We start from the raw sequence: 24418 nt of genomic DNA on the forward strand, positions 1-24418 counted from the left end.
ATAAGCCTTTTATAAGAGAAAAAAGTATGAAAAAAATTTGAACACAAAGAAAAGTTGAAAAATGTGTTCACAAATTTAAGATAATAGTCATTTTATGCATTGCTTTCAGAAGGTTGTGTTGAACCAACAAAACTTCTGATTATGTCCTGTCTTGTTACGATGCCAATAAAATAATCTCTGTCATCTGTAACAGGAATAAAATTCTGGCTCATTGAGCGATTTAACAGCTCATCCATTTTCACATCTACGCGAACTGCAGGATTATAATTTTTCTTTATTATATCTTTAACCAAATAAGGTTTTTCACTTTTTACCTTATTGTTCATATAGTCAACAAGACTCCATAAAAAGTCACTAACGCTAACACAACCTACATATTTTTCATCCTTTGATAAAACCGGAATAGCGGTATAACCATGTTCCTTCATAGCTTCTAATCCCTGTTCAAATGTAAATGTGTCATATATGTAGGAAACCTCTGATTTATTTTTTAATAACATTAAAACGTTCATATAATTTATACTATGCAGATATTCTGCAACCCTTTCTCAATTATTCAAAAACTAAAATTGCGAAACAATTATAAAATTTCTGTTGTGATACATGTCTGGTTCGACAAAAGAACGCTCGCGCTGCTTGCTGCTCGTAGCAGTTCTAAATATTCAGCACACAGACAGACTTTGAAACCTGCGGTTTCATTCAGCCTATGCACTAAATATTTGAACCGACGGCGTCAAATGCACTTTCGTCAAACCAGACATGTATCACAAACAAAATTTTGTTTAAGAGTGTTTCGATTTTATGATTTTATGATAATTGAAGAATGTGTACAAAATTAAAAGAAAGTTTGATAATTTTATGAAAGATTATTAAAGATAAAGTTAGGAAAAAGAAGAGTGTAAATAATAAAAGTGTAAATAATAAAAGTGCTTGCAAATTTGACGGTTCTTGTTATAATAGTACAGTAATATTTTTTAGGCCTGTTGGTCAAGAGGTTAAGACGCCGCCCTCTCAAGGCGGAATCACGGGTTCAATTCCCGTACAGGCTGCTTGTAGAATCACAGAATTATTTCTGTGATTTTTTTGTATGAGATAAGATTTTACTTATGGAACGAAGTATTCAAAGTTCTTTACTGCGTAACTTATAGAGGGGTGAGGAACCATATTTTTCTTAGCAATTAAGGAAAATTCTCAAGTTCAGCGGCATCTTTAAAATATTTTAATTGTAGTAACTCCATAAAAAATCCACTATCCATAATTAATAATATCTGTAAGTCATAATATGCCATACTATTTATAATTTTAATATAGGCGATAAAAAAAACAATAATTCTAAAAATGAAAAATATATAAAATTCATTATAGGCATATAAAAAGAATAAATGAAAAACTTACATCTTCTTGCCGGAAGCGTTAAATTTATAAGTTTTTATCCCATCATTAAAATATGTATTTGTTACTAAAGACCCATTTCCTGTTGCAAGATATTTTGCTCCTTTAACGGTAATCCAACCTGTACACATTTCTCCGGTAGAAGGGCTTAAGTAAAATTTCCTGTTATCTACAGTTAAAAAACCTGTTTTCATTTTTCCGGTAACAGTGTCAAAATAATACCATTTACCGGAGTATTTAACCCAACCGGTTACGATGTTGTTGTCGCCTGTTAAATAATATGTATCCTTACCGTCTTTTACAAATTTACCGGAAATTATTTCTTTATTTAGTCCAAAATATGAAATGATGGAATCGGCATCCTTTTTACCAAGAAGGTATCTTTTAGCTACTGTATTAAAATATTTTTTGCAGTCAGATTTATTTGTGATATATCCGTGCTCAATAATAACACTTGGAATATTGTATAAAACACCATTTCTGACAATAGAATAATAATCCATTCTAGAACCGTTTTTGTAATGCAAACCTTTGTATTTTCGCATCCAAAAACCACGTTTTTTTAATCCTAAGGAATGTAAGTTATTTAAGGCAATTTTACCAAATGAGGTAGTTTGTAAATGAATTCTTTTATTATAACCGGAGCCATATGCTGCAAGCATTAAAGCACCGGTTTTGTTTTTATTTTCATTAGCATTGATATGAAGACTTATTAAAAAATCAGCATTAAGTCTTTTTGAATATCTGTTTCTTGCTGTAAGGCAGTCTCCAAGTCCGAGGGTAGAGAGGCAATTATTGGTTGTTCTTGTCGTATAAACTGTAATGTCACCATAATTGTCTAATTTGTTTTTGCATGCTTTAGAAATATCAAGTACAATATCTTCTTCTTTAAGTCCATATCCACGGGCACCGATATGCTTTTTGCAATGACCGGGATCAAGAACTATGACCTTAGAAGTTAAAGGCGATAAGTCAGATTTAATATAATCAGATTTATCTGAAGGTAAAGAGACGGCCTTAGTATTGTTACTTAAAGAAGTTTCTGATAAGTTGTAAGTTGTAGTGACTTCATTTGTAGTACTTTCATTTAAAGAAGTATCTGCAACAGAAGCCTTTGTATTTGTAGAAAATGTTAAAGTGCATGTAAGCATTGATAAAATTAGTGTGTGTTTTAAAATCCTTTTCATTATAATATGTACCTTCCAATGATTTTTTCCTGTATAAGTATAAATGATTATTATAAAAATTACATTACTAAATAGGTAAAAATTGTAAAATTATGCAAAATCCATGAAATAAAAAGAAGAGTATGTGGTAAAAAGCATTTAAAAAATTCTTTATGAGATAGTTTTGTGTTGCTTTTACGCTGGTTTTATGTCATTAAATTGCCATTAAAACGCCATTTTTACGCCATTTGCTTGACACAAAATAAAAGCAGAGTTATACTGTTTAACGTAAATATTGACTAGATGATAAGGAGTGGACCAGAGGTCCACTCTTTGTTATTGTTAAAAAGTCTTAAATAAAGACATAATAATAGTAGAAAGTTGAGGAGAAAGCGTGTCAAGAAGAGAAGAATACGAAGCAAAGACAGAAGCACTACTTCAGCCAATGGTTGACGAAAGAGGATTCGAATTAGTTGACGTAGAGTATGTAAAAGAAGGCAGTAACTGGTATTTGAGAGCTTTTATAGATAAGCCGGGCGGAATATCTATAGATGATATTGAACCGATAAGCAGAGAACTCAGTGAAAAGTTAGACCAGGAAGATTTTATAAGCGATGCTTATATATTAGAAGTAAGTTCTCCGGGACTTGGAAGACCATTAAAGAAAGATAAGGATTTTGTAAGAAGTATAGGTGAAGAAATTGAAATTCATTTATATAGAGCTATAAACAAACAAAAAGAATTTGTGGGAATCTTAAAGGAATTCAACAAAGAAGAGAATACTTTTACAGTTGAATTAGAAGACGGCGAAGAAACGGTGTTTAACAGAGCTGATGTTGCACTCGTAAGATTGACATTTGATTTCTAACAATTACTTTGTATCAAATAGAACAGAAAATAGTCCGATGAAGGACAACAGTATGTAGAGATAATTAGGAGGATAAAGGAAAATGAATAAAGAATTAATTGAATCATTAAATGTACTGGAAAAAGAAAAAGAAATTAGTAAAGAAGTGTTATTTGAAGCAATCGAAAATTCGCTTGTAGTTGCATATAAGAATAATTTTAATAAAGCTGACAATGTTATTGTTAATGTTGACAGAGAAACAGGAGATTTCCACATTTATTCACAGAAGGAAGTTGTTGAAGAAGTATTTGATCCTGTAATTGAAATTTCATTAGAAGATGCAAGAGCAATTAAGGGAACATACGAAATCGGAGATATGGTTAATGTAGAAATCCAGTCAAAGGACTTCGGAAGAATTGCAACACAGAGTGCTAAGAATGGTATTTTACAGAAAATCAGAGAAGAAGAAAGAAAGAGCGTATTTGAACAGTACTATGAAAAACAGAATGACATTATTACAGGTATTGTTCAAAGAATTAATGGAAAGAATATTAGCGTAAATCTTGGAAAGACAGATACTGTTTTAATGGAAAAGGAACAGGTACCAGGAGAACATTTTAGACCAACAGACAGAATTAAGTTATATATTACAGAAGTTAAAGATGGAAATAAAGGACCAAGAATCGTTGTTTCAAGAACTCATCCGGGATTAGTAAAGCGTTTATTTGAACAGGAAGTTTCAGAAATCCAGGACGGAACAGTTGAAATCAAGAGTATTTCAAGAGAAGCAGGTTCAAGAACAAAGATGGCAGTTTACTCAAACAATCCTAATGTAGATGCAGTAGGTGCATGTGTAGGTGTAAATGGAGCAAGAGTTAATGCAATCGTAGATGAACTTTGTGGTGAAAAGATTGATATTATAAATTGGGATGAAAATCCTGCGATTTTAATTGAAAATGCATTAAGCCCTGCAAAAGTTGTTTCGGTATTAGCTGATCCTGATGAAAAAGAAGCTATGGTAATCGTCCCTGATTATCAGTTATCTTTAGCAATTGGTAAAGAAGGTCAGAATGCAAGACTTGCAGCAAGACTTACAGGATTCAAGATTGATATCAAGAGTGAAACACAGGCAAAAGAAGCCGGAATTCAGTATATATTCGATGATGACGAATATTATGATGAAGATGAGTATTATGATGACGACGAATACTATGATGATGACGAATATAATGAAGAAAAAAATGAAACTGATGATACTTTAGAAGAAAACTTCGATGAAAATGAAGCTGACAGTGAGGATGATTCAGAAGAATAAGTAAGAGAGGTCAATATGAGCCAGACAAAGAAAGTTCCATTAAGAAAATGCACCGGGTGCAATGAAGTGAAAAATAAAAAAGATATGATTCGTGTTATCCGTGATAAAGAAGGAAATATTTCTATGGATGCTACGGGTAGAAAAAATGGCAGAGGGGCATACATTTGCCCGGATGTAAAATGCCTTGAAAAAGCTATGAAGAGCAAAGGTCTTGAAAGAACACTTAAGGCAAAGGTTCCGGAAGAAGTATATGAACAGCTAAAGGCTGAGTTAGGAGAAATCAATGGATAAGGTTATATCTATGATTGGTTTAGCAACTAAAGCCGGCAAGACTGTATCAGGAGAGTTCTCAGTAGAAAAAGCGATTCAGGGAAATAAAGCCCATGCAGTTATTGTTTCTGTAGAAGCATCGGATAATACAAAGAAGATGTTTAAAAATAAATGTGAATATTACAAAATACCGTTGTTTTATTATGGAACAACACAGGACTTAGGAAAAGCTACAGGAAATAAAACCAGAATGTCATTGGCAGTAGTTGACGAAGGATTCTCAAAATCAATCATAAAAATGTTAGATAATCAAGTAAAATAATCGGAGGTTATAGAATGGCAAAAATGAGAGTACATGAATTAGCAAAAGAATTAGATATAAAAAGTGCAGATATAGTAAAAGCATTGGGAGAAAAAGGCATTGACGTAAAAGCAATGAGCTCAGTGGATGACAGTGAAGTAAAATACATAAAGGATAAATTTAGCAAGAGCAAGACATCTGAAGATAAAACAGCTGAAAAAGTGACACCTGCAGAAAAAACAGAAGTCAAAGAAGAAAAGAAACATAAGAGAATTATTACAAGCAGAGGAATGGTTCGCCTTAAAGGTGATGGCGAAGAAAGACCAAGAAGACCAAGACCTGATGGTGAGAAAAAACGTCGTCCAAGACCTGAAGGTGAAAATCAGAATGCAGCCACTCAGAAAACTGAAAAAACAGAAACAGTTAAGAAAGAAAATGAACAGATAGCAAAACCTGTAGAACAGGAAAAAAATGAAAGTGCAAATAAGCCGGTAGAAAATAATGCACAGCCAAAAGAAGAAAAGGTTGAATCTGTAGTTACACAGGTTGCTAAGAATGAACCAAAGAGACCGGCTCCTACAGCAGAATCAGCAGCAAGAAAAGCAGCTGAGATAGCAGCAAAAGCAGCAGCAATTGCTGAAAGCCGTGGACAGAGCAGAAACAATGACAGAAGAAATAACAGAAATGGCCAGAATAGAAACAACAGAGATGGACAGAATAGAAATGGAAATGGTCAGAACAGAAACAACAGGGACGGACAGAATAGAAATAACAGAGATGGTCAGAACAGAAACTTTGGAAACAGAGATGGTCAGAACAGAAACAATGATGGAAAGTCATTTAACAGAGATAATAGAAATGGCAATAACCGTAATTTCAATAATAGAAATAATGATGGTTATAATAAGGATAAAGATTTTGACAGAAATGACAACAACAGAAGAAATGACAGAAGAAGAGATGACCAGAAGCAGAGTGCACCTGCAGATATAATTCAGAGCAAAGATCGTAATAAGAGAGAAAACAAGTTACGCCAGGATAAGCAGGAAAGAGGAAGAAAGAATTACGAAGATGGTAATGGCGGAAGAAAAGGCAAGAATGGGCGTAGAGTTGATTTGAGCAAGCCGGTATTACAGAAACCTCAGAAGAAGGAAGAAAAGAAAGAAGAAATCAAAGTTATTTCAATCCCTGAAGCACTTACAATTGGTGAATTAGCAGAAAAGATGAAAATGCAGCCATCAACAATTATTAAGAAACTTTTCTTAGAAGGTAAGATGGTTACAGTTAATACTGAAATTGATTTTGCCGGAGCAGAAGAAATAGCCCTTGAATATGAAATTATGTGTGAAAAAGAAGTTAAGGTCGATATGATTGAAGAACTTCTTAAGGAAGAAGAAGAAAATGAAGCAGACATGACAAGTCGTCCACCTGTTGTATGTGTAATGGGTCATGTAGATCATGGTAAAACATCTCTTCTTGATGCAATTAGAGAAACAAATGTAATTTCAGGTGAAGCAGGTGGTATTACACAGCATATTGGTGCTTCTGTTGTTAAGATTAATGACAGAAAGATTACTTTCCTTGATACTCCGGGACATGAAGCGTTTACAGCAATGCGTATGCGTGGCGCTCAGTCAACAGATATTGCAATCTTGGTAGTAGCTGCAGATGATGGTGTAATGCCTCAGACAGTTGAAGCTATCAATCATGCAAAAGCAGCCGGAATTGAAATAATTGTAGCTATTAATAAGATTGACAAACCGGGTGCAAATATCGAAAGAGTAAAACAGGAATTAGCTGAATATGAATTATTAGCAGCTGATTGGGGTGGAAATACAGAAATGGTTCCTGTATCTGCACATACAAGAGAAGGAATTGAAGAATTATTAGAAATGGTTCTTTTACAGGCAGATGTACTTGAACTTAAGGCAAATCCTGACCGTATGGCAAGAGGTATCGTAATTGAAGCAAAACTTGATAAAGGTAAAGGACCTGTTTCAACTGTACTTGTACAGAAAGGTACACTTCATATTGGTGATCATATTGCAGCAGGAGCAAATTACGGTAAAGTAAGAGCTATGACAGATGACAGAGGAAATAGAATTACAGAAGCAGGACCTTCAACTCCAGTAGAAATTTTAGGATTGAGCGGAGTACCAAACGCAGGTGAAGTATTTGTTGCTAAGGAAACAGCAAATGAAGCAAAAGCATTTGCGGAAACATTTATTGCAGATAGCAAGGAAAAACTTCTTGAAGGAACTAAGTACAGAATTTCTCTTGATGATATTAACAGTCAGATTAAGGCAGGTAACCTTAAGGAATTAAATATCATCATAAAGGCAGACGTACAGGGTTCTGTAGAAGCTGTAAAACAGAGTATGTTAAAACTTTCAAATGAAGAAGTAGAAGTTAAAGTTATTCATGGTGGTGTAGGTGCAATTAATGAATCTGATGTTATTTTGGCTTCTGCATCAAATGCAATTATTATTGGATTTAATGTAAAACCTGATGCTCAGGCAGAAGAAATTGCTACAAGAGAAAAGGTTGATTTAAGATTATATAGCGTTATTTACAATGCAATCGAAGATATTGAAAGAGCTATGAAGGGAATGCTTGAACCAATTTACGAAGAAAAAGTTATTGGTCATGCGGAAATCCGTCAGATTTTCAAGGCTTCAGGTGTTGGAAATATCGCAGGTTCATATGTATTAGATGGTTCATTCAAGAGAGGATGCTCAGCTAGAATTACACGTGATGGAGAGCAGATATTTGACGGACCACTTGCATCACTTAAGAGATTTAAAGATGATGTTAAGGAAGTTAAAGCAGGATATGAATGCGGTCTTGTATTTGAAAAATTCAATGATATTGCTGAAGGAGATGCTGTAGAAGCGTACATGATGGTTGAGGTACCTAGATAAGACTAGTTAACCGGAAAGGAATTATATGAGAAAGAACAGCATAAAAAATACAAGAATTAATGGAGAAGTTCAAAGAGAATTATGTAATATAATCAGAGAACTCAAGGACCCAAGAGTAGGAATAATGACAAGTGTTACCCATGTAGAGGTAACACCTGATCTTAAATATTGCAAGGCGTATGTAAGTGTGTTAGGCGATGAAGAGACAAAGGCTGATACATTAGCAGGACTTAAGAGTGCAGTTGGATTTATCAGACATCAGCTTGCAAAAAACGTAAATTTAAGAAATACTCCACAGATTACATTTATTTTAGATGATTCTATAGAGTATGGCGTAAGAATGTCAAAAATGATTGATGAGGTGACGTCAGATGACAATGAATAATCCTATACCTATAAAGGAACTGATTGGCGATGCAAAAACTATTGGAATAGCAGGACATATCAGACCGGATGGCGATTGCATCGGTTCATGCATGACACTCTATAATTACATTGAGAAAAATTTTCCGGATATACAGGTAAAAGTATATCTGGAAAAAATTAAAGATAAATTCTTATTTATAAAGAACTCTGAGAAAATAGATTCAAATGGGTACGACGGAACAGAGTACGATTTATTCTTTTCACTTGATTGTGCTGATTTAGAAAGATTAGGTTTAAATAAAGAATTTTTTGAACATGCAAAGCGAACAGCATGTATTGATCATCACATCAGTAATGGAGGATATGCAGATTATAATTATATTCTTCCAAATGCAAGTTCGGCATGTGAAGTTTTATATGATTTGTTAGATGTAAGTTTATTTGATAAATCTATTGCAGAACCAATGTATACAGGAATTGCCCATGATTCAGGAGTGTTTAGATTCCAGAGCACAACTTCTAAAACAATGAATGTTGCAGGAAAAATGTTGGATTTTGGAATTAATGCAAATAAGATTCTTGAAGAAACATATTATAAAAAAACTTATGCACAGTCTCAGGTTGCAGGAAGACTTCAGCTTGAAAGTGTAAGGTTTATGGATAATAGATGCATATTTGCATACGCAACAACAAAACTTATGGATTTTTATGGTGTAACGACAAAGGATTTAGATTCAGTAGTTGCACAGCTTAGAAATATTGAAGGAATAGAGGTTGCAATATTTATGTATCAGATAGGGGAAATGAAATACAAGGTAAGTATGAGATCTCAGGATTTAGTAGATGTAAGTGTCATAGCATCATATTTTGGTGGAGGCGGTCATGTAAGAGCTGCCGGATTTGATACTGTAGGAGATGTACACGATATCATCAATAACATTTCAGAACAGATTGAAAAGCAAATGTCATAAATATAGTAATGTGACTTACCATTACAGGAGGAATGAATGATAAGTGGTGTAATAAATGTCTATAAGGAGCCGGGATATACGTCTCATGACGTAGTGGCAAAATTAAGAGGCATTTTGAAACAGAAAAAGATAGGACATATGGGAACTCTAGATCCATATGCCGTTGGAGTATTGCCGGTGTGTCTTGGAAAGGGAACAAAATTATGCGATATTTTATCAGAAAAAGATAAAACGTATAAAGCTGTTTTGTTACTAGGACAGGAAACAGATACACAGGACAGTACAGGTAATATAATAAATAAAGCTGAAGAAGATAAATTGAATGCTTTAGACCAGACAGAAGTCTTTACAACAATTAAAAGTTTTATAGGTGATTATGCACAGATTCCACCAATGTTTTCGGCAATAAAAATAAATGGTCAGAAACTTTATAATTTAGCAAGAAGAGGCGAAGAAGTTGAAAGACCGGCAAGACAATGTAAGATAGTTGATATAACTATAACTGATGTTGACCTTCCCAGAGTCGAAATGATTGTTACATGTTCAAAAGGTACTTATATCAGAACTTTATGTCATGACATAGGAAATAAACTTGGTGTTTATGGATGCATGGATAAACTGGAAAGAACAAGAGTCGAAAGATTTAAAGTTGAAGAAAGTATTACTCTTGAACAGATAGAAAAGGCAAGAGATGATGGAAGATTAAAAGATTATATCGTTCCCGTGGATCAAATGCTTGATAAATATTCTAAATGTATTGTGTCAGAAAAATTTGACAAATTAATATATAATGGAAACAAGTTTACAGCCGGAAATACATTGCTAAGAATGAATTTTGAAGATAAACAAAAAGTAAGAGTTTATGCACAAAATGGAGATTTTATCGGTATATATGAATTTGATGCACATAAGCAGATATATAAACCAGTTAAGATATTTTTGTAAATACATACAGGAGTCGTAGGATTATGATAAACATGTCAGCAACAGACAAGATAAAATTAAGCAATACAATAGTAACTGTTGGAAAATTTGACGGGTTACATAAGGGTCATGAAAAGTTATTAAGTGAATTGACTAAAAAGGCAAATGGAAGACGTAAAGTTGTCCTGACATTTGCTGCGGAACCTAAAGATGTATTGAATAATCAGACAGTAAAAACAATTGTAACAGATGAAGAAAAAAGACTTCTATGTGAGAAACAGGGAATTGATGTTTATTGCAGTATGCCAATGACAAAAGAATTTTTGGCATTAGAACCTGATGAATTTATAAATGAATTTTTGAAAAAAAAATTAGGGGCTACAGCGATTGTGTGCGGACCGGATTTCTCTTTTGGAAATAAGGGTGCAGGAAATGTTGATTACCTGAAGGAAAACACAGAAAAATACGGATATGAGTTGTATGTAATTGAAAAAGAAAAATATCATGACAAAGATATAAGCAGTACAGGAATACGCAGTAGTATTATAGAAGGCAGGATAGAGGAAACAAATGAGATGCTTGACCATCCGTACAGTGTTATTGGAAAGGTTGAAGAAGGAAAGAAAATCGGAAGAACGATAAATTTTCCTACGGCTAATATTTTGCCGGCAGCAACAAAACTATTGCCACCAAATGGTGTATATGCAACAAGAACTAACATAAATGGAAAAAGTTATCGCTCAATAACTAATGTAGGTATTAATCCGACGATTTCGGAAAATAATCCTACAAAGGTTGAAACATATGTTGCAAATTTTCATGGCAATTTATATGGAGAAGTTATTGAAGTTTCATTTTACGAATTTATGCGTGGTGAAAGAAAATTTGATGATATAGAACAACTTAAAAAACAAATAACTATGGATATAAATGACAGAATAAAAATGAAAATATAATTTAATAAAAATATTAAATATCATTTTATAATTGAAAAAATTCTATTTAAGAATAATTGGATTAAAAAAAGAAGATGAATAAAAGATATTAGTATGTTATAGAAGGATATTTAAATATTTTCGCTAATTTACAAAGATTTAGTTTACATACCTTGCAATGTATGATAACATAGCAAGGTATGCGAACCTACACTAAGTATTGGATACTCCAACCGTTACTTAAGTGTATGGCGATATTAAAATAATTAAGGAGGTTGTCGTAATGATAACAAAGGAAAAGAAAACAGCAATTATTAACGAATATGCAAGAAAACCGGGCGATACAGGTTCACCTGAAGTTCAGATTGCAATTTTAACAGCAAGAATCCAGGAGTTAACAGAACATTTAAAAGTTAACCAGAAGGATCATCATTCAAGAAGAGGTCTTCTTAAGATGGTAGGTAAGAGAAGAGGTTTACTTGACTATTTAAAGAAAACAGATCTTGAAGGATACCGTGCATTAATTGTTAAACTTGGTATTAGAAAGTAATATAAGTTTTATTTAAAGACTGCATTTTAACGATAATCATATTGTTAAGATGCAGTTTTTTGATGCAAAGAGACAATTTATAGTATGAAACAGAGTCATATCATGGTAAATGTCTGGTTGCTTTTTTGTATCGTATTGTTTATAATAAAAAAGATTGCTTAGTTAATATATCCAATTGGCAAACTGAAACCCGAGACCACTGAAAAAGCGGACGAAAAGTAATTCGCCCTTTTTTCAGTAGTTTCGGTGTTTGCCGGATATATAAGACATTCAAAGGACACATTATATGTGTCGGAAAGATGTATCAGTGAGATGGTACGAAGATAGAGAAAAGGAGACGAAAATGTACAAGAGTTTTAGTATTGAAATTGGTGGTAAAACACTTACAGTAGATGTTGGACGTGTTGCTGCTCAGGCTAATGGTGCAGCATTAATGCATTATGGAGATACAACAGTATTATCTACAGCAACAGCATCAGAAAAACCAAGAGAGGGAATTGATTTCTTCCCACTTTCAGTTGAATTCGAAGAAAAAATGTATGCAGTAGGTAAAATTCCGGGTGGATTTAATAAGAGAGAAGGCAAGGCAAGTGAAAACTCAGTTTTAACTTCAAGAGTTATTGACAGACCTATGAGACCTTTATTCCCTAAGGATTATAGAAATGATGTTACATTAAATAACTTAGTATTATCAGTTGATCCTCAGTGCAGACCTGAAATTGTTGCTATGTTAGGTTCAGCTATCGCAACATGTATTTCAGATATTCCATTTGATGGCCCATGTGCAATGACACAGGTTGGTTTAGTTGATGGAGAATTTATCATTAATCCATCACAGTCACAGTGGAAAGAAGGAGATTTACAGTTAACAGTTGCTTCAACAAGCAAAAAAGTTATAATGATTGAAGCAGGTGCCAACATTATTCCTGAAGCTAAAATGATTGAAGCTATTTATATGGCTCATGATGTTAACCAGAAGATTATCGAATTTATAAATAAGATTGTTGCCGAAGTTGGTAAGCCAAAACATGAATATGAAAGTTTTACAATACCTGAAGAATTATTTGCAGCAATAAAAGAGATTGTTCCACCTGCAGAGATGGAAGAAGCTGTATTTACAGATGTTAAACAGGTAAGAGAAGAAAATATAAGCAAGATTAGAGAAAGACTTGAAGAAGCATTTGCAGAAAATGAAGAATGGCTTGCAGTACTTGGAGAAGCTCTTTACCAGTATCAGAAGAAAACAGTACGTAAAATGATTTTGAAAGATCATAAGAGACCGGATGGCAGAGCTTTAGATCAGATAAGACCACTTGCAGCAGAAGTTGATATTATTCCTAGAGTTCATGGTTCAGCTATGTTTACTAGAGGACAAACACAGATTTGTAACATTTGTACTTTAGCACCATTATCTGAATCACAGAAAATTGATGGATTAGATGAAAATGAAACAGTAAAGAGATATATGCATCACTATAACTTCCCATCATACTCAGTTGGGGAAACAAAACCATCAAGAGGACCGGGACGTAGAGAAATCGGACATGGTGCATTAGCAGAAAAAGCATTAGTACCTGTTCTTCCTTCAGAAGAAGAATTCCCATATGCAATCAGAACAGTTTCAGAAACATTTGAATCAAATGGTTCAACATCAATGGCTAGTACATGTTCATCATGTATGTCGCTTATGGCAGCAGGTGTTCCAATTAAGGCTATGGTAGCTGGTATTTCATGTGGTCTTGTTACTGGAGATACAGATGATGATTATGTATTATTAACAGATATTCAGGGACTCGAAGATTTCTTTGGCGATATGGACTTTAAGGTAACAGGAACAACAGAAGGTATTACAGCTATTCAGATGGATATTAAGATTCATGGACTTACAAGAGAAATCGTAGAAGGTGCAATCCAGAGAACAAGAGAAGCAAGACTTTTCATTATGGATAATTGTATGAAACCTGCAATTGCAGAACCTAGAAAAGAAGTAGGTGCATATGCTCCTAAGATTGTTCAGATTCATATTGATCCGGCTAAGATTGGTGATGTTGTAGGACAGAAGGGTAAAACAATTAATGCTATAATTGAAGAAACAGGCGTTAAGATTGATATAACAGATGATGGAGCTGTATCTGTATGTGGAGTTGACAAAGAACAGATTGATAAGGCAATTGAATATATCCAGATCATTACAACAGATTTCGAAGAAGGAATGATTCTTGAAGGAACAGTTGTAAGCATTAAGGAATTTGGTGCGTTTATCGAGTTCGCTCCGGGAAAAGAAGGAATGGTTCACATTTCAAAGATTTCAAAAGAAAGAGTTGAACATGTTGAAGATTATCTTACACTTGGAGATCATGTAAAATGTAAATGCTTGGGCAAGGATAAGATGGGAAGAATAAGCTTCTCAATTAAAGATGCTCAGTAAATAAAAAAATAATAATCTCCCGACAAATATTTTTCTATTGCGGATATAGATATGAGTCGGGAGATTTTGTATTAATGAATATAAATGTAAAAGGGAAAGTGAGAAGGGATGAGAGAGCAAAAAAAAGATATAACTATGCATATAGTAAATAGAATAATTGTTTTTAGTTTTGTAGCATTTGTTTTTTTACTATTGTTTTCATATGATACATCACCTTTATATAAATGGTGTCATAGTGATACAGCTAATTATATGCTAGAGGGAATATTAGTTGAAAAGGGATTAGTTCCATATATTGACTTTTTTGAACATAAGGGACCATTGATGTTTGTAATACAATGGATGGGAGCGATGTTGACCGGTAATAAAATAGGATTTCTTTTAATTGAAATACCTTTTCTTACAGTAACATTATATGGTAGTTATAAGATTATTGATCTTTTCTATAATGACCAAAGAAAATCAATAATAATTACAATAATTGCATTACTATTAAATCGAATATATTTTGCAGGAAATATGACAGAGGATTACTGTATACCATTTTTGGTATGGAGTATGTATTTTGTAGTCAAATATTTTAAATGCGACATAGATAATGATATAGAACATAATGTTAAATATGCTTTTTTTTATGGAATTACATTTATGGTTTGTGTATTGATAAGAATGACTAATTTTTTACCAATAAGTGTGATGATTATAACGGGGACGGTTTTATTAGCTGTTAATAAAAAGTGGAGCAATATACTGAAAAATATTGTGGATTTTATAATAGGTGCAGTTTTGGTACTAGTGCCTTTTGTAATTTATTACATAAAAAAGAATGCGATATATGAAATGTTTTATGGAACGATTATACATAATATAAAATATACACTAAACACAAACGGAATTTTATTAAATGCAGGAGTGTTTACAATTTTAATTGTAAATTTAAATTTACTAATGTCATTGTTGATAGCAATTTCAAATTTTGTGACAAATAAGAAAGAGAGAATTGTTTCTCTTTCTCTTATGATATCTGCAATTGTTGGTATTGTAGTTCAATTAGGAATGAGGCCAAATTTAAATTATATGTATATATGGTTTCCTGTTTATATAGTAGCTTGTGGTATGACAGCAGATTTGGTGCAGAATAATAAGATTATTAATAAAGTGTTTGGAATATTTACATTGATTTTAATCATTTTAAATTTATCATGTGCTTTTATTTTTACAAAATCCATGATTAGTTATGACGTAAATAAGTTAACAGGTATAGAAAAAGATGCAAAAGAAATAACGAAATTAATTCCTGAAAAATCAAGAAACAGCGTGTTGGCATATAACGTCAAATCAGAGTATTATATTGTGACGGATATAGTCCCATGCTATAAATATTTTATGCTACAGGATTGGATGTGCAGTGTAAATGACGAAATGCAGGAAGAATTCAAGGAATATATTGAATCAGGGCAGGCAGAATACATAGTCGAAAATGGAGAAAATAATATTTATAATGAAAATGATGGAACAGATAATGATTTAGATTACATAATAGACGAGAAATATGAAGAAATAGGAAGAAATGACAGCTTTGTATTGATGAAAAGAAAATAGTACACGAAAGAAGAAAATAATATGTCACAGGAAACAAAGATAAAAATAGGAAAAGTAGCAAATATAATAGCTACAATTATATTTGTGGTATTTATTGTTGTAGTATTTGCAGGAATACCAATGACTACAACACAGTTTATAGTTTTAATGGCAGTACTTTTTATATTATTTACTATATGCACAATTGTTGCTCATATAATGCTGAAGGATTATAATCCGGAATAGTATAAAAAAATATAAAAAAATATATAAAAATGTAATAGTTTAGCTATTTGGTTGGACTGTTGCATTTTTTTTGTGAATTTTTTCACAAACAATTGCAATTACTATATTGATAATGGTATAATCAAATTCAATAGCAAAAAATAAGCATATGTTAATTATTATGAATAGTTGTCGGTAAGGTAGGAGAGAAATATGCAGAATCTAAAAGAACTGACAGGACAGCAAAAATATGATTTGTTAAGAAGTGAATATAAAGATTTTATTTTTGATTCCTATGAAGTTGAAAAAAATAGCAATGAGCTAGATATTAAATATAATTTTGTTGTGCCGGGACTTGCAGAGTTTCATCCAACATGGAAGATACCATTTAAGAATATTGAAGATACAAATGAAGATGCAATAAACAGACTAATTTTTAATCTGGGAATGGTAGAATTAGTCAGTTATTGGAAAATTGCATGTCCACAGAATGTTATTATTAAGTGTGGAGTATTGACTGATACACAGTTACAATGGTGGAAGAAACTATATTACAATGGCTTAGGCGAATGCTTTTATGTTAATGGCATTGAAGCGTATGAAAAAGAATTCATGCATTTAGTTTGTGATTATAGTAAAGAACAGACAGATTGTACAAAGCCAGTTAAATTGCATGGGATATATGAAGGGTGTTTAGTGCCTATTGGTGGTGGAAAAGATTCATGTGTTTCATTAGAAGTGCTTAAAAGAATTAAAGATGAGAAAATAACAACTTACAGCGTAAACAGAATTGAAGCCGTAAAGAAAGTAATAGATGTAACTGATAATAAAATTGGAGATATTCTTTGTAGGAGAACATTAGATAAAACAATGTTACAGTTAAATAGTGAGGGATATATTAATGGACATACACCATTTTCTGCTATTGTTGCATTTTCTTCAGTATTAACAGCTGCATTAAACGGACAGAAATATATAACTTTGTCAAATGAAAACAGCGCAAACGAATCAACGGTTAAAGATTCAAAAGTAAATCATCAATATTCAAAAAGTTATGAATTTGAATTAGATTTTAATGATTACATTGCAACCATAGTGGAGTCAGACATAAGATACTTTAGTTTATTAAGACCACTTACAGAAATACAGATTGCAAAAATATTTGCATCAAGTGACAAGTACCTTGAAATATTTAGAAGCTGTAATGCAGGAAGTAAAAAAGGTATTTGGTGTTGCGATTGTCCAAAATGTTTATTTGTATATATAATTCTTTCACCATTCTTAAGTCAGGAGAGATTGACAGAAGTATTTGGTGAAAATTTATTAAACAAAGAGAGCTTAGAAAAGTATTTCAGAGAACTTGTAGGAATAGATGAGAACAAACCATTTGAGTGTGTGGGAACACGAAGTGAAGTTGTGGCAAGCTTGAAATATATTATTGAAAAGGGTGAAAAACTAAAACTTACTGAAAAATATAAAGACTATATTGTGAATAATGGAGAAGATTTAAAGATACTGCTAGGTGAATGGTGCGATGAGCATCTTGTGCCGGATAATTTTGTAAAGGAAATAAGGAAAGTGGTGTAGTTATATGAAAATAGCAGATATTTTAACAGGGAAAAAGATTTTAATTTGGGGATATGGAAGAGAAGGTAAATCAACAGAACATTTCATTTTAGACCATAATATTGATTGTGAATATGATATTTTTGAAGGTAAATATGAAGATATCGATTGTGATAAATATGATATAATTGTTAAAAGTCCGGGCATAAAATGCCATGAAGATAATATTAAATTTACTTCACAGACGGAATTGATGTTAGCACAATTTGCAAAAAATATAATTGGTATTACAGGCACAAAGGGAAAGAGTACTACAGCATCTATGTTGTACACAACTTTAAGGAATTGTGGAGTAGATTGTGTATTAGTTGGTAATATAGGAAGACCATGTCTTGAGAGATATGACGAAATAAAAGATGATACTACAATAGTGTATGAAATGTCATGCCATCAGTTGGCACATGCAAAGGCATCACCTAAAATAGCAGTCCTTCTTAATTTATATGAAGAACATTTGGATTACTACGATACAATGGAAAGATATAAAAATGCTAAATTTAATATTTTCAGATATCAGAGAGTTACAGATACTTTTATTGTAAATGAGGAAATCGATTTAGATATACCGGTAAATGCAAGAAAAGTTGTTATGTCAGATAAAAATTTAGCAAAAGATTTCTTCCTTAAATTAAGAGGAATACATAACCAATACAATGCAAATGTAGTATATTATATTGCTACAAAGTGCTTTGGATTAGATGAAAAAGAAGTAACAAAATACATCGAATCTTTTGAAGGGCTTCCACATAGAATGGAACGTTTAGGGGAAATAGACGGAGTTACTTATTATGATGATTCAATTTCGACAATATGTCAGTCAGCAATTCAGGCTGTAGAAAGTATTGAAAATATTGGAACTATTATTATCGGTGGAATGGATAGAGGAATTGATTATCAGATTCTTTGTGATTATTTTGAAAAGAATACGAAGGTAAATGTTATTTGCATGTATGCTTCAGGTGAAAAAATTTATGACATGTTATCAGGCAGAGAAAATCTTTATATGTGTAATAACTTAGTAGAGGCAACAAATAAGGCAAAAGAAATTACAAAATCAGGACAAGCGTGTGTATTGTCACCGGCAGCAGCTTCATATGATCATTTTAAGAATTTTGAAGAGCGTGGTGATTTGTACAAACACACTTTAGGTTTATAAAAAACTATACGGGGATGGTAAACACAAAGTATGTGCTAATAATAAAGTTAGTGAGGTTACAAAATGGAAAAGAGAAACTTAGACACTATATGCGTACAGGGAGGATGGCAGCCTAAAAATGGAGAGCCAAGAGTACTTCCTATTTATCAAAGTACTACATATAAGTATGACAATTCGGAACAGATGGGCAGATTATTTGACTTAGAGGAAGAAGGATATTTTTACACAAGACTTCAGAATCCTACAAATGATATTGTTGCACAGAAAATTTGTGATTTAGAAGGTGGTGTGGCAGGTATGCTTACATCTTCAGGACAGGCAGCAAATTATTATGCAGCATTTAATATTTGCGAAGCAGGTGACCATATTATATGTTCAGCACATGTTTATGGAGGAACATTTAATCTTTTTGGAGTTACAATGAAGAAACAAGGAATAGATGTAACTTTTATTAATCCTGATTGTACAGAAGAAGAATTAGAAGCTGCATTTAAACCTAATACAAAAATGGTATTTGGCGAAACAATATCAAATCCATCTTTAGTTGTATTAGATATTGAAAAGTTTGCAAAGGCAGCCCACAGACACGGAGTGCCACTTATAGTAGACAATACCTTTGCAACACCGATTAACTGTAGACCATTTGAGTGGGGAGCGGATATTGTTACACATTCAACAACAAAATATATGGATGGTCATGCAATGGCAGTAGGTGGAGCGATTGTTGATAGTGGAAAATTTGATTGGAATGCCCATGCAGATAAATTCCCGGGACTTACAACTCCTGATGATTCATATCATGGAATTGTATATACTGAAAGATTTGGAAAGGGAGCTTATATTACAAAGGCAACAGCTCAGCTTATGAGAGATTTAGGCTCGATTCCGGCACCTATGAATTCATTTTTGTTAAATGTAGGACTTGAGACACTTCATTTAAGAATGCCACGTCATTGTGAAAATGCTATAAAGGTGGCAACATACCTTCAGAGCAGTGATAAAGTAGCGTGGGTTAACTGTCCGATGCTAAAAGGAAACAAATATTATGATTTGGCTAAGAAATATATGCCAAATGGTACATGTGGTGTAATTACATTTGGATTAAAGGGTGGAAGAGAAACGGCAATTAAATTTATGGACAGCCTTGAATTTATTACAATTGTTACTCATGTTGCAGACGCACGTTCATGTGTACTTCATCCTGCAAGCCATACACACAGACAGATGACAGATGAACAGTTAATTGAAGCAGGAGTTCAACCGGATTTAATTAGATTTTCAATCGGTATAGAAAATGCTGATGATATTATTAACGATTTAGAACAGGCTTTAAATAGAATTTAAATGTATTAAACAAAACAAAGGTCTTCATGGATTAAACATGAAGACCTTTAATTTTATTAAAGATAACAAAGTTACTTTGCCCTTGAATGAAAAAAAAATGTCAGTTAATATATATATAAGAGAAATTAGATTTTAGATGGTAGATGGTAGTATGAAACATGCTTTTAGGAGGTGCGATTTATGAGTTACGTTGAAATAAAAGATGTTGTAAAAGAATATAAAACAGGAGAAATAACAATAAAGGCGGCAGATGGAATGAATTTTTCATTTGAAAAAGGAGAATTTGTTGTTATTGTCGGACCTTCAGGAGCAGGAAAAACTACCGTACTTAATATTTTAGGTGGAATGGATAAATTGACTTCCGGTAACGTTATTGTTGATGGAAAAGATATAAGCAGATACAGCAATAGGGAGTTAACTACATATAGAAGACATGATATTGGTTTTGTTTTTCAGTTTTATAATCTGGTGCAAAATCTTACAGCATTAGAAAATGTAGAACTGGCAGGTCAGATTTGCAAAAATCCGTTAGATGCAAAAAAAGTTCTTGAAAGCGTTGGACTTAAGGAAAGAATGAAAAACTTCCCGGCACAGCTTTCAGGAGGAGAGCAGCAAAGGGTATCTATTGCAAGGGCAATTGCAAAAAATCCTAAATTATTATTGGCAGATGAACCGACAGGAGCATTAGATTATCAGACAGGAAAAGCTATATTAAAATTATTGCAGGATACATGTAAAAAAGGTATGACAGTTGTTGTAATTACGCACAATCAGGCAATTGCACCAATGGCAAACAGAATAATTAAAATCAAAAACGGTAAAGTCAGTGATATGACAATAAATGAAAATCCACTTCCGGTAGAAAAAATTGAATGGTAAAAATTAAGTATCAAGAGGTAGCTATATGAAGGCATTAAGAAAAGAATTTTATGTTCAAATAAAAAAGACATTTGGCAGGTTTTTATCCCTGCTTTTAATTGTTGCCCTTGGTGTGGCTTTTTATGCTGGAATACGTTCTACGGAACCTGACATGAGAAAATCCGTGGATGCAATTTATGATAAAGAAAACATTTATGATATTAGAGTTGTAAGTGAACTTGGAGTAACTAATAACGATATTAATGCATTAAAGTCTATAGATGAAATAAAAGACATCGAAGGTATATATAATGTGGATCAGGTAGTTAAGAATGGAGAAACAGAGTATACCGTGAAAATGATGTCTAGAACGGATACAATTAATAAAGTGAAAACAAATGTGAATGAACTGTCAGATGATGAGTGCCTTGTGGATAGACAGTTAGCTGAACATAATTACATTAAGGTAGGGGACAAGATAACAGTTGATAATGAATACGTAAAGGGAAAGGAATATACCGTAAAAGGAACTTTTTGTACAGGTAATTATTTATCATTTCACAAAGGAAGCAGTACAGTAGGTTCAGGAAAACTTGATGGATTAATAATTATTAATAAAAATCAGTTTGATATGGATAACTTCTCTGATATTTATATTACATTAAAAGGTGCTAAAAAGTTAGACAGCTATGGAACAAAATATGAAAAGTATGTTGATAAAGTGACAAATAAAATTAAAAAAGTTGCGCCTGCTATGGAACAAAAAAGATACGAAGAAATAGTTGACGTGGCAAATGAAGAAATTCAGTCAGCTCAGGAAAAGATAGATAAAAATTATAAAAAATACGAAAAAGGTTTGAAAAAAGCGGATGATGGACAGAAGGAAATAGAAGAAAATAGTAAAAAAATAGAAGAGGGAGAAAGTGAATTAAAAAAGCAGGAAAAAGAATATAAAAGTGGAGTTGAACAATACAATAAAGGGGAAAAGCAATATGAATCTGCCAGCGTAAAATTGAAAGAAGGTGAAAAAGAGTATAAAAATGGTCAAAAACAATATGAAAGTGGATATGCTAAATATAAAACAGGAGTAAAAGAACTTGAAAGTGGGAAAAATGATTTAAATAACACTAAAAAAAGATTTGCTGCAATGGGAATGAGTGATGTGCCGCAGGTTAAGAGCCAGATTGAAAGTGCACAGTCAGAGATTTCTAAACATGAGCGACAATTAAATAAAGCAAAAATTAAACTGGATAAAAGTAAAAAGAAGCTTGATAAAGCAAAGAAAAGTTTAATTGTTGGAAAGCAGGAATTAAAAAAATCAAGAGCAGTATTAGATAATACGAAAGAAAAACTTGAAACCGGAAAGCAAAAACTAGCTGATGGAAAAAAAGAAATTGCTGATGGTAAAAATGAGATTATAAAGGCACAAAAAAAGGTTGATAAGGCATATACGAAGCTTGCTAAGGCTCAGAAAAAGCTTAACAAAGCGCAAAGAAAAGTAGATAAGGCAAAAGATAAAGTATATGAGATAGAAAAGAAAGAATGGTATGTGCTGGACAGACAAACGGTTGTGTCATTTGTTGAATTTGGTCAGGACGCAGAGCGTATTGGAAATATAGGAAAAGTATTTCCACTTATATTCTTTTTGGTTGCAGCAATGGTAAGTTTGACGACTATGACAAGAATGGTTGAGGAAGAAAGAGTTCAGATTGGAACACTTAAGGCACTGGGCTATGGAAAAGGAAGCATAGCCGGAAAATATATCGCATATGGAGCAGTTGCAACAATTGCAGGTGGCATAATTGGAGGTATAGCAGGTAGCAAAACTTTACCATGGATTATAATAACTGCGTATAGATTGATGTATCAGAATTTATATATAATAGAAATTCCTATAAATGGATATTATTTTGTGACAGCATGTCTTGCAGCAGCAGTAAGTGTAATAGGTGCAACAATACTTGCGTGTTATAAAGCACTTATGGAACAACCGGCATCACTTATGCAGCAAGAAGCTCCAAAAGCCGGAAAGCGTGTGCTGCTTGAAAGAATACCTTTTATTTGGAATCATCTAAGTTTTAATATAAAATCGACTTTTAGAAATCTGTTTAGATACAAAAAAAGATTGTTCATGACTTTGTTTGGTATAGGTGGATGTATGGCTTTAATGCTTGTTGGATTTGGCGTTAAAAATTCCATAAATTCAATATTAACAATACAGTTTGATGATTTATTCCATTATGATTTGACAGTTACATACGATGATGAATGGACTAAGAAGAATGGAACGGATGAACTTAAAAAGATTCTCAACAGCAATTCGGATATAAAAGATAATTTACAGGCAGATGTATTGAATTATGATGTTGGAAAGGAAAATAGTACGGTAAGTACATACATAGTTATACCTGAAAGCACAGATGATATATCTAAATACGTTACATTTAAGAGCAGAACTAAAAATGAAAAATATAAGTTAAATGATGATGGTGTGCTTATATCTGAAAAAATGGCTAAGAAAATCGGAGCCAAAGTAGGCGATGAAATTTATTTCAAAGAAAGCGATACTGTAAGATATAATGTAAAGGTTAGTGCAATAATCGAAAATTATAGTTATCATTATATGTATATGACCGGAAAATATTATAAACAGATAACCGGGAAAGATGCAAAAATGAATACTGCTTTTTGTATCCTGAAAAAAGGCAGAGTTATAGACGATAAAATAGGAAATAAAATAATGAGTAATGATGGTGTTGCAGGAGTATCATTCTTACAGACAACATATAATAGTTTTAGTGAAATGATGAAAAGTATGGATACGGTTGTAATCGTACTTGTATTTTCGGCAGGACTACTTGCATTTATTGTACTTTATAATCTTAACAATATAAATATTGCTGAAAGACGAAGAGAATTGGCAACATTTAAAGTACTTGGCTTTTATGATATGGAAGTGTCAGGTTATATTTACAGAGAAAATGTCATTATCACAATTTTAGGAATTATAATAGGCATTGGATTTGGAATAATTTTGCACCAATTTGTAATTCAGACGGCAGAAATTGATATGGTTATGTTTGGAAGAAATATTGGAACGCGTGGTTACATTTATAGCACATTATTAACAATTTTATTTGCTGTAATAATTAATATTTCGATGCATTTTAAATTGAAAAAAGTTGATATGGCAACATCACTAAAAAGTGGAGAATAGTAAATAAAAAAGAAAGATAGGAAGA

20 protein-coding genes and 1 tRNA gene are annotated in these 24418 nt (G+C 32.6%); 19 read left to right on the plus strand and 2 right to left on the minus strand.

Translation table 11 applies throughout. The annotated features are described in order from the left end of the window. Positions 1-92: 92 nt before the first annotated feature. The gene (locus DWW96_RS06230; RefSeq protein WP_022088479.1) at positions 93-512 is read right to left on the minus strand and encodes a CBS domain-containing protein; all 420 of its coding nucleotides are present in this window, start codon (positions 510-512) and stop codon (positions 93-95) included. Positions 513-977: 465 nt separating this feature from the next. On the opposite strand from DWW96_RS06230, the gene DWW96_RS06235 reads away from it, so the two are divergent. Continuing rightward, positions 978-1049, plus strand: a tRNA-Glu gene (locus DWW96_RS06235). A gap of 342 nt (positions 1050-1391) precedes the next feature. Here the strand turns inward: DWW96_RS06235 and DWW96_RS06240 are convergent. Beyond that, entirely contained in the window at positions 1392-2579 is a 1188-nt protein-coding gene (locus DWW96_RS06240; RefSeq protein WP_117909813.1) for an N-acetylmuramoyl-L-alanine amidase, read from the minus strand. A gap of 373 nt (positions 2580-2952) precedes the next feature. Between DWW96_RS06240 and rimP the strand changes: the two genes are divergently transcribed. From rimP to DWW96_RS06330, 18 genes are all read left to right on the plus strand, one after another. Then, the gene (rimP, locus tag DWW96_RS06245; RefSeq protein ID WP_022088481.1) at positions 2953-3426 is read left to right on the plus strand and encodes a ribosome maturation factor RimP; all 474 of its coding nucleotides are present in this window, start codon (positions 2953-2955) and stop codon (positions 3424-3426) included. 82 nt (positions 3427-3508) lie between these two features. Then, positions 3509-4720: a transcription termination factor NusA gene (nusA, locus tag DWW96_RS06250; RefSeq protein WP_117909814.1), complete on the plus strand. Its 1212-nt coding sequence runs from the start codon at positions 3509-3511 to the stop codon at positions 4718-4720. A gap of 15 nt (positions 4721-4735) precedes the next feature. Next, positions 4736-5011, plus strand: a complete 276-nt coding sequence (locus DWW96_RS06255) for a YlxR family protein (protein WP_022088483.1) — start codon at positions 4736-4738, stop codon at positions 5009-5011. Further along, complete coding sequence (locus tag DWW96_RS06260; protein WP_117909815.1) at positions 5004-5312, plus strand: ribosomal L7Ae/L30e/S12e/Gadd45 family protein; 309 nt, start codon at positions 5004-5006, stop codon at positions 5310-5312. The genes DWW96_RS06255 and DWW96_RS06260 overlap by 8 nt, the downstream gene beginning before the upstream one ends. 14 nt (positions 5313-5326) lie before the next feature. Beyond that, positions 5327-8212 carry a translation initiation factor IF-2 gene (gene infB, locus DWW96_RS06265; protein WP_117909816.1) on the plus strand — a complete coding sequence of 962 codons (2886 nt, stop codon included), beginning with the start codon at positions 5327-5329 and terminating at the stop codon, positions 8210-8212. Between the two features lie 25 nt (positions 8213-8237). Then, positions 8238-8597, plus strand: a complete 360-nt coding sequence (rbfA, locus tag DWW96_RS06270; RefSeq protein ID WP_117909817.1) for a 30S ribosome-binding factor RbfA — start codon at positions 8238-8240, stop codon at positions 8595-8597. Beyond that, the gene (locus DWW96_RS06275) at positions 8584-9549 is read left to right on the plus strand and encodes a bifunctional oligoribonuclease/PAP phosphatase NrnA (RefSeq protein ID WP_313958655.1); all 966 of its coding nucleotides are present in this window, start codon (positions 8584-8586) and stop codon (positions 9547-9549) included. The genes rbfA and DWW96_RS06275 overlap by 14 nt, the downstream gene beginning before the upstream one ends. Before the next feature lie 36 nt (positions 9550-9585). Beyond that, entirely contained in the window at positions 9586-10494 is a 909-nt protein-coding gene (truB, locus tag DWW96_RS06280; protein ID WP_117909818.1) for a tRNA pseudouridine(55) synthase TruB, read from the plus strand. A 23-nt stretch (positions 10495-10517) separates the two neighbouring features. After that, positions 10518-11429 (plus strand): bifunctional riboflavin kinase/FAD synthetase, encoded by a 912-nt coding sequence (locus DWW96_RS06285; RefSeq protein WP_117909819.1) that lies wholly within the window; start codon positions 10518-10520, stop codon positions 11427-11429. A 262-nt stretch (positions 11430-11691) separates the two neighbouring features. Then, positions 11692-11958, plus strand: coding sequence for a 30S ribosomal protein S15 (rpsO, locus tag DWW96_RS06290; protein WP_022088490.1), 267 nt, complete (start codon positions 11692-11694; stop codon positions 11956-11958). A gap of 343 nt (positions 11959-12301) precedes the next feature. Further along, on the plus strand, positions 12302-14386 hold the full coding sequence (locus DWW96_RS06295) for a polyribonucleotide nucleotidyltransferase (protein ID WP_022088491.1): 2085 nt from the start codon (positions 12302-12304) through the stop codon (positions 14384-14386). Positions 14387-14521: 135 nt separating this feature from the next. After that, positions 14522-15988 carry a hypothetical protein gene (locus DWW96_RS06300; RefSeq protein WP_147339813.1) on the plus strand — a complete coding sequence of 489 codons (1467 nt, stop codon included), beginning with the start codon at positions 14522-14524 and terminating at the stop codon, positions 15986-15988. A 21-nt stretch (positions 15989-16009) separates the two neighbouring features. Further along, positions 16010-16213 carry a hypothetical protein gene (locus DWW96_RS06305; RefSeq protein WP_022088493.1) on the plus strand — a complete coding sequence of 68 codons (204 nt, stop codon included), beginning with the start codon at positions 16010-16012 and terminating at the stop codon, positions 16211-16213. Between the two features lie 192 nt (positions 16214-16405). Next, complete coding sequence (locus tag DWW96_RS06310; protein WP_117909821.1) at positions 16406-17779, plus strand: hypothetical protein; 1374 nt, start codon at positions 16406-16408, stop codon at positions 17777-17779. Between the two features lie 4 nt (positions 17780-17783). Next, positions 17784-18974, plus strand: a complete 1191-nt coding sequence (gene murD / locus DWW96_RS06315; RefSeq protein ID WP_022088495.1) for a UDP-N-acetylmuramoyl-L-alanine--D-glutamate ligase — start codon at positions 17784-17786, stop codon at positions 18972-18974. Between the two features lie 63 nt (positions 18975-19037). Further along, positions 19038-20318 (plus strand): aminotransferase class V-fold PLP-dependent enzyme, encoded by a 1281-nt coding sequence (locus DWW96_RS06320; protein ID WP_022088496.1) that lies wholly within the window; start codon positions 19038-19040, stop codon positions 20316-20318. A gap of 180 nt (positions 20319-20498) precedes the next feature. Then, positions 20499-21197 (plus strand): ABC transporter ATP-binding protein, encoded by a 699-nt coding sequence (locus DWW96_RS06325; RefSeq protein WP_022088497.1) that lies wholly within the window; start codon positions 20499-20501, stop codon positions 21195-21197. Between the two features lie 25 nt (positions 21198-21222). Then, positions 21223-24393 (plus strand): ABC transporter permease, encoded by a 3171-nt coding sequence (locus tag DWW96_RS06330; protein ID WP_117909822.1) that lies wholly within the window; start codon positions 21223-21225, stop codon positions 24391-24393. Positions 24394-24418 lie beyond the last annotated feature (25 nt).

This window comes from Eubacterium sp. AF17-7, assembly GCF_003461285.1.
In the GTDB taxonomy this organism is placed as follows: domain Bacteria; phylum Bacillota; class Clostridia; order Lachnospirales; family Lachnospiraceae; genus Eubacterium_U; species Eubacterium_U album.

What these genes read in the sequence shown, in the direction of transcription:
- DWW96_RS06305 (WP_022088493.1), top strand. Translation starts at nt 16,010, where the DNA reads ATGTCACAGGAAACAAAGATAAAAATAGGAAAAGTAGCAAATATAATA.
- DWW96_RS06295 (WP_022088491.1), top strand. Translation starts at nt 12,302, where the DNA reads ATGTACAAGAGTTTTAGTATTGAAATTGGTGGTAAAACACTTACAGTA.
- infB (WP_117909816.1), top strand. Translation starts at nt 5,327, where the DNA reads ATGGCAAAAATGAGAGTACATGAATTAGCAAAAGAATTAGATATAAAA.
- DWW96_RS06230 (WP_022088479.1), bottom strand. Translation starts at nt 512, where the DNA reads ATGAACGTTTTAATGTTATTAAAAAATAAATCAGAGGTTTCCTACATA.
- truB (WP_117909818.1), top strand. Translation starts at nt 9,586, where the DNA reads ATGATAAGTGGTGTAATAAATGTCTATAAGGAGCCGGGATATACGTCT.
- DWW96_RS06320 (WP_022088496.1), top strand. Translation starts at nt 19,038, where the DNA reads ATGGAAAAGAGAAACTTAGACACTATATGCGTACAGGGAGGATGGCAG.
- murD (WP_022088495.1), top strand. Translation starts at nt 17,784, where the DNA reads ATGAAAATAGCAGATATTTTAACAGGGAAAAAGATTTTAATTTGGGGA.
- DWW96_RS06275 (WP_313958655.1), top strand. Translation starts at nt 8,584, where the DNA reads ATGACAATGAATAATCCTATACCTATAAAGGAACTGATTGGCGATGCA.
- rbfA (WP_117909817.1), top strand. Translation starts at nt 8,238, where the DNA reads ATGAGAAAGAACAGCATAAAAAATACAAGAATTAATGGAGAAGTTCAA.
- DWW96_RS06310 (WP_117909821.1), top strand. Translation starts at nt 16,406, where the DNA reads ATGCAGAATCTAAAAGAACTGACAGGACAGCAAAAATATGATTTGTTA.
- DWW96_RS06260 (WP_117909815.1), top strand. Translation starts at nt 5,004, where the DNA reads ATGGATAAGGTTATATCTATGATTGGTTTAGCAACTAAAGCCGGCAAG.
- DWW96_RS06300 (WP_147339813.1), top strand. Translation starts at nt 14,522, where the DNA reads ATGCATATAGTAAATAGAATAATTGTTTTTAGTTTTGTAGCATTTGTT.
- DWW96_RS06325 (WP_022088497.1), top strand. Translation starts at nt 20,499, where the DNA reads ATGAGTTACGTTGAAATAAAAGATGTTGTAAAAGAATATAAAACAGGA.
- nusA (WP_117909814.1), top strand. Translation starts at nt 3,509, where the DNA reads ATGAATAAAGAATTAATTGAATCATTAAATGTACTGGAAAAAGAAAAA.
- DWW96_RS06240 (WP_117909813.1), bottom strand. Translation starts at nt 2,579, where the DNA reads ATGAAAAGGATTTTAAAACACACACTAATTTTATCAATGCTTACATGC.
- DWW96_RS06255 (WP_022088483.1), top strand. Translation starts at nt 4,736, where the DNA reads ATGAGCCAGACAAAGAAAGTTCCATTAAGAAAATGCACCGGGTGCAAT.
- DWW96_RS06330 (WP_117909822.1), top strand. Translation starts at nt 21,223, where the DNA reads ATGAAGGCATTAAGAAAAGAATTTTATGTTCAAATAAAAAAGACATTT.
- rpsO (WP_022088490.1), top strand. Translation starts at nt 11,692, where the DNA reads ATGATAACAAAGGAAAAGAAAACAGCAATTATTAACGAATATGCAAGA.
- DWW96_RS06285 (WP_117909819.1), top strand. Translation starts at nt 10,518, where the DNA reads ATGATAAACATGTCAGCAACAGACAAGATAAAATTAAGCAATACAATA.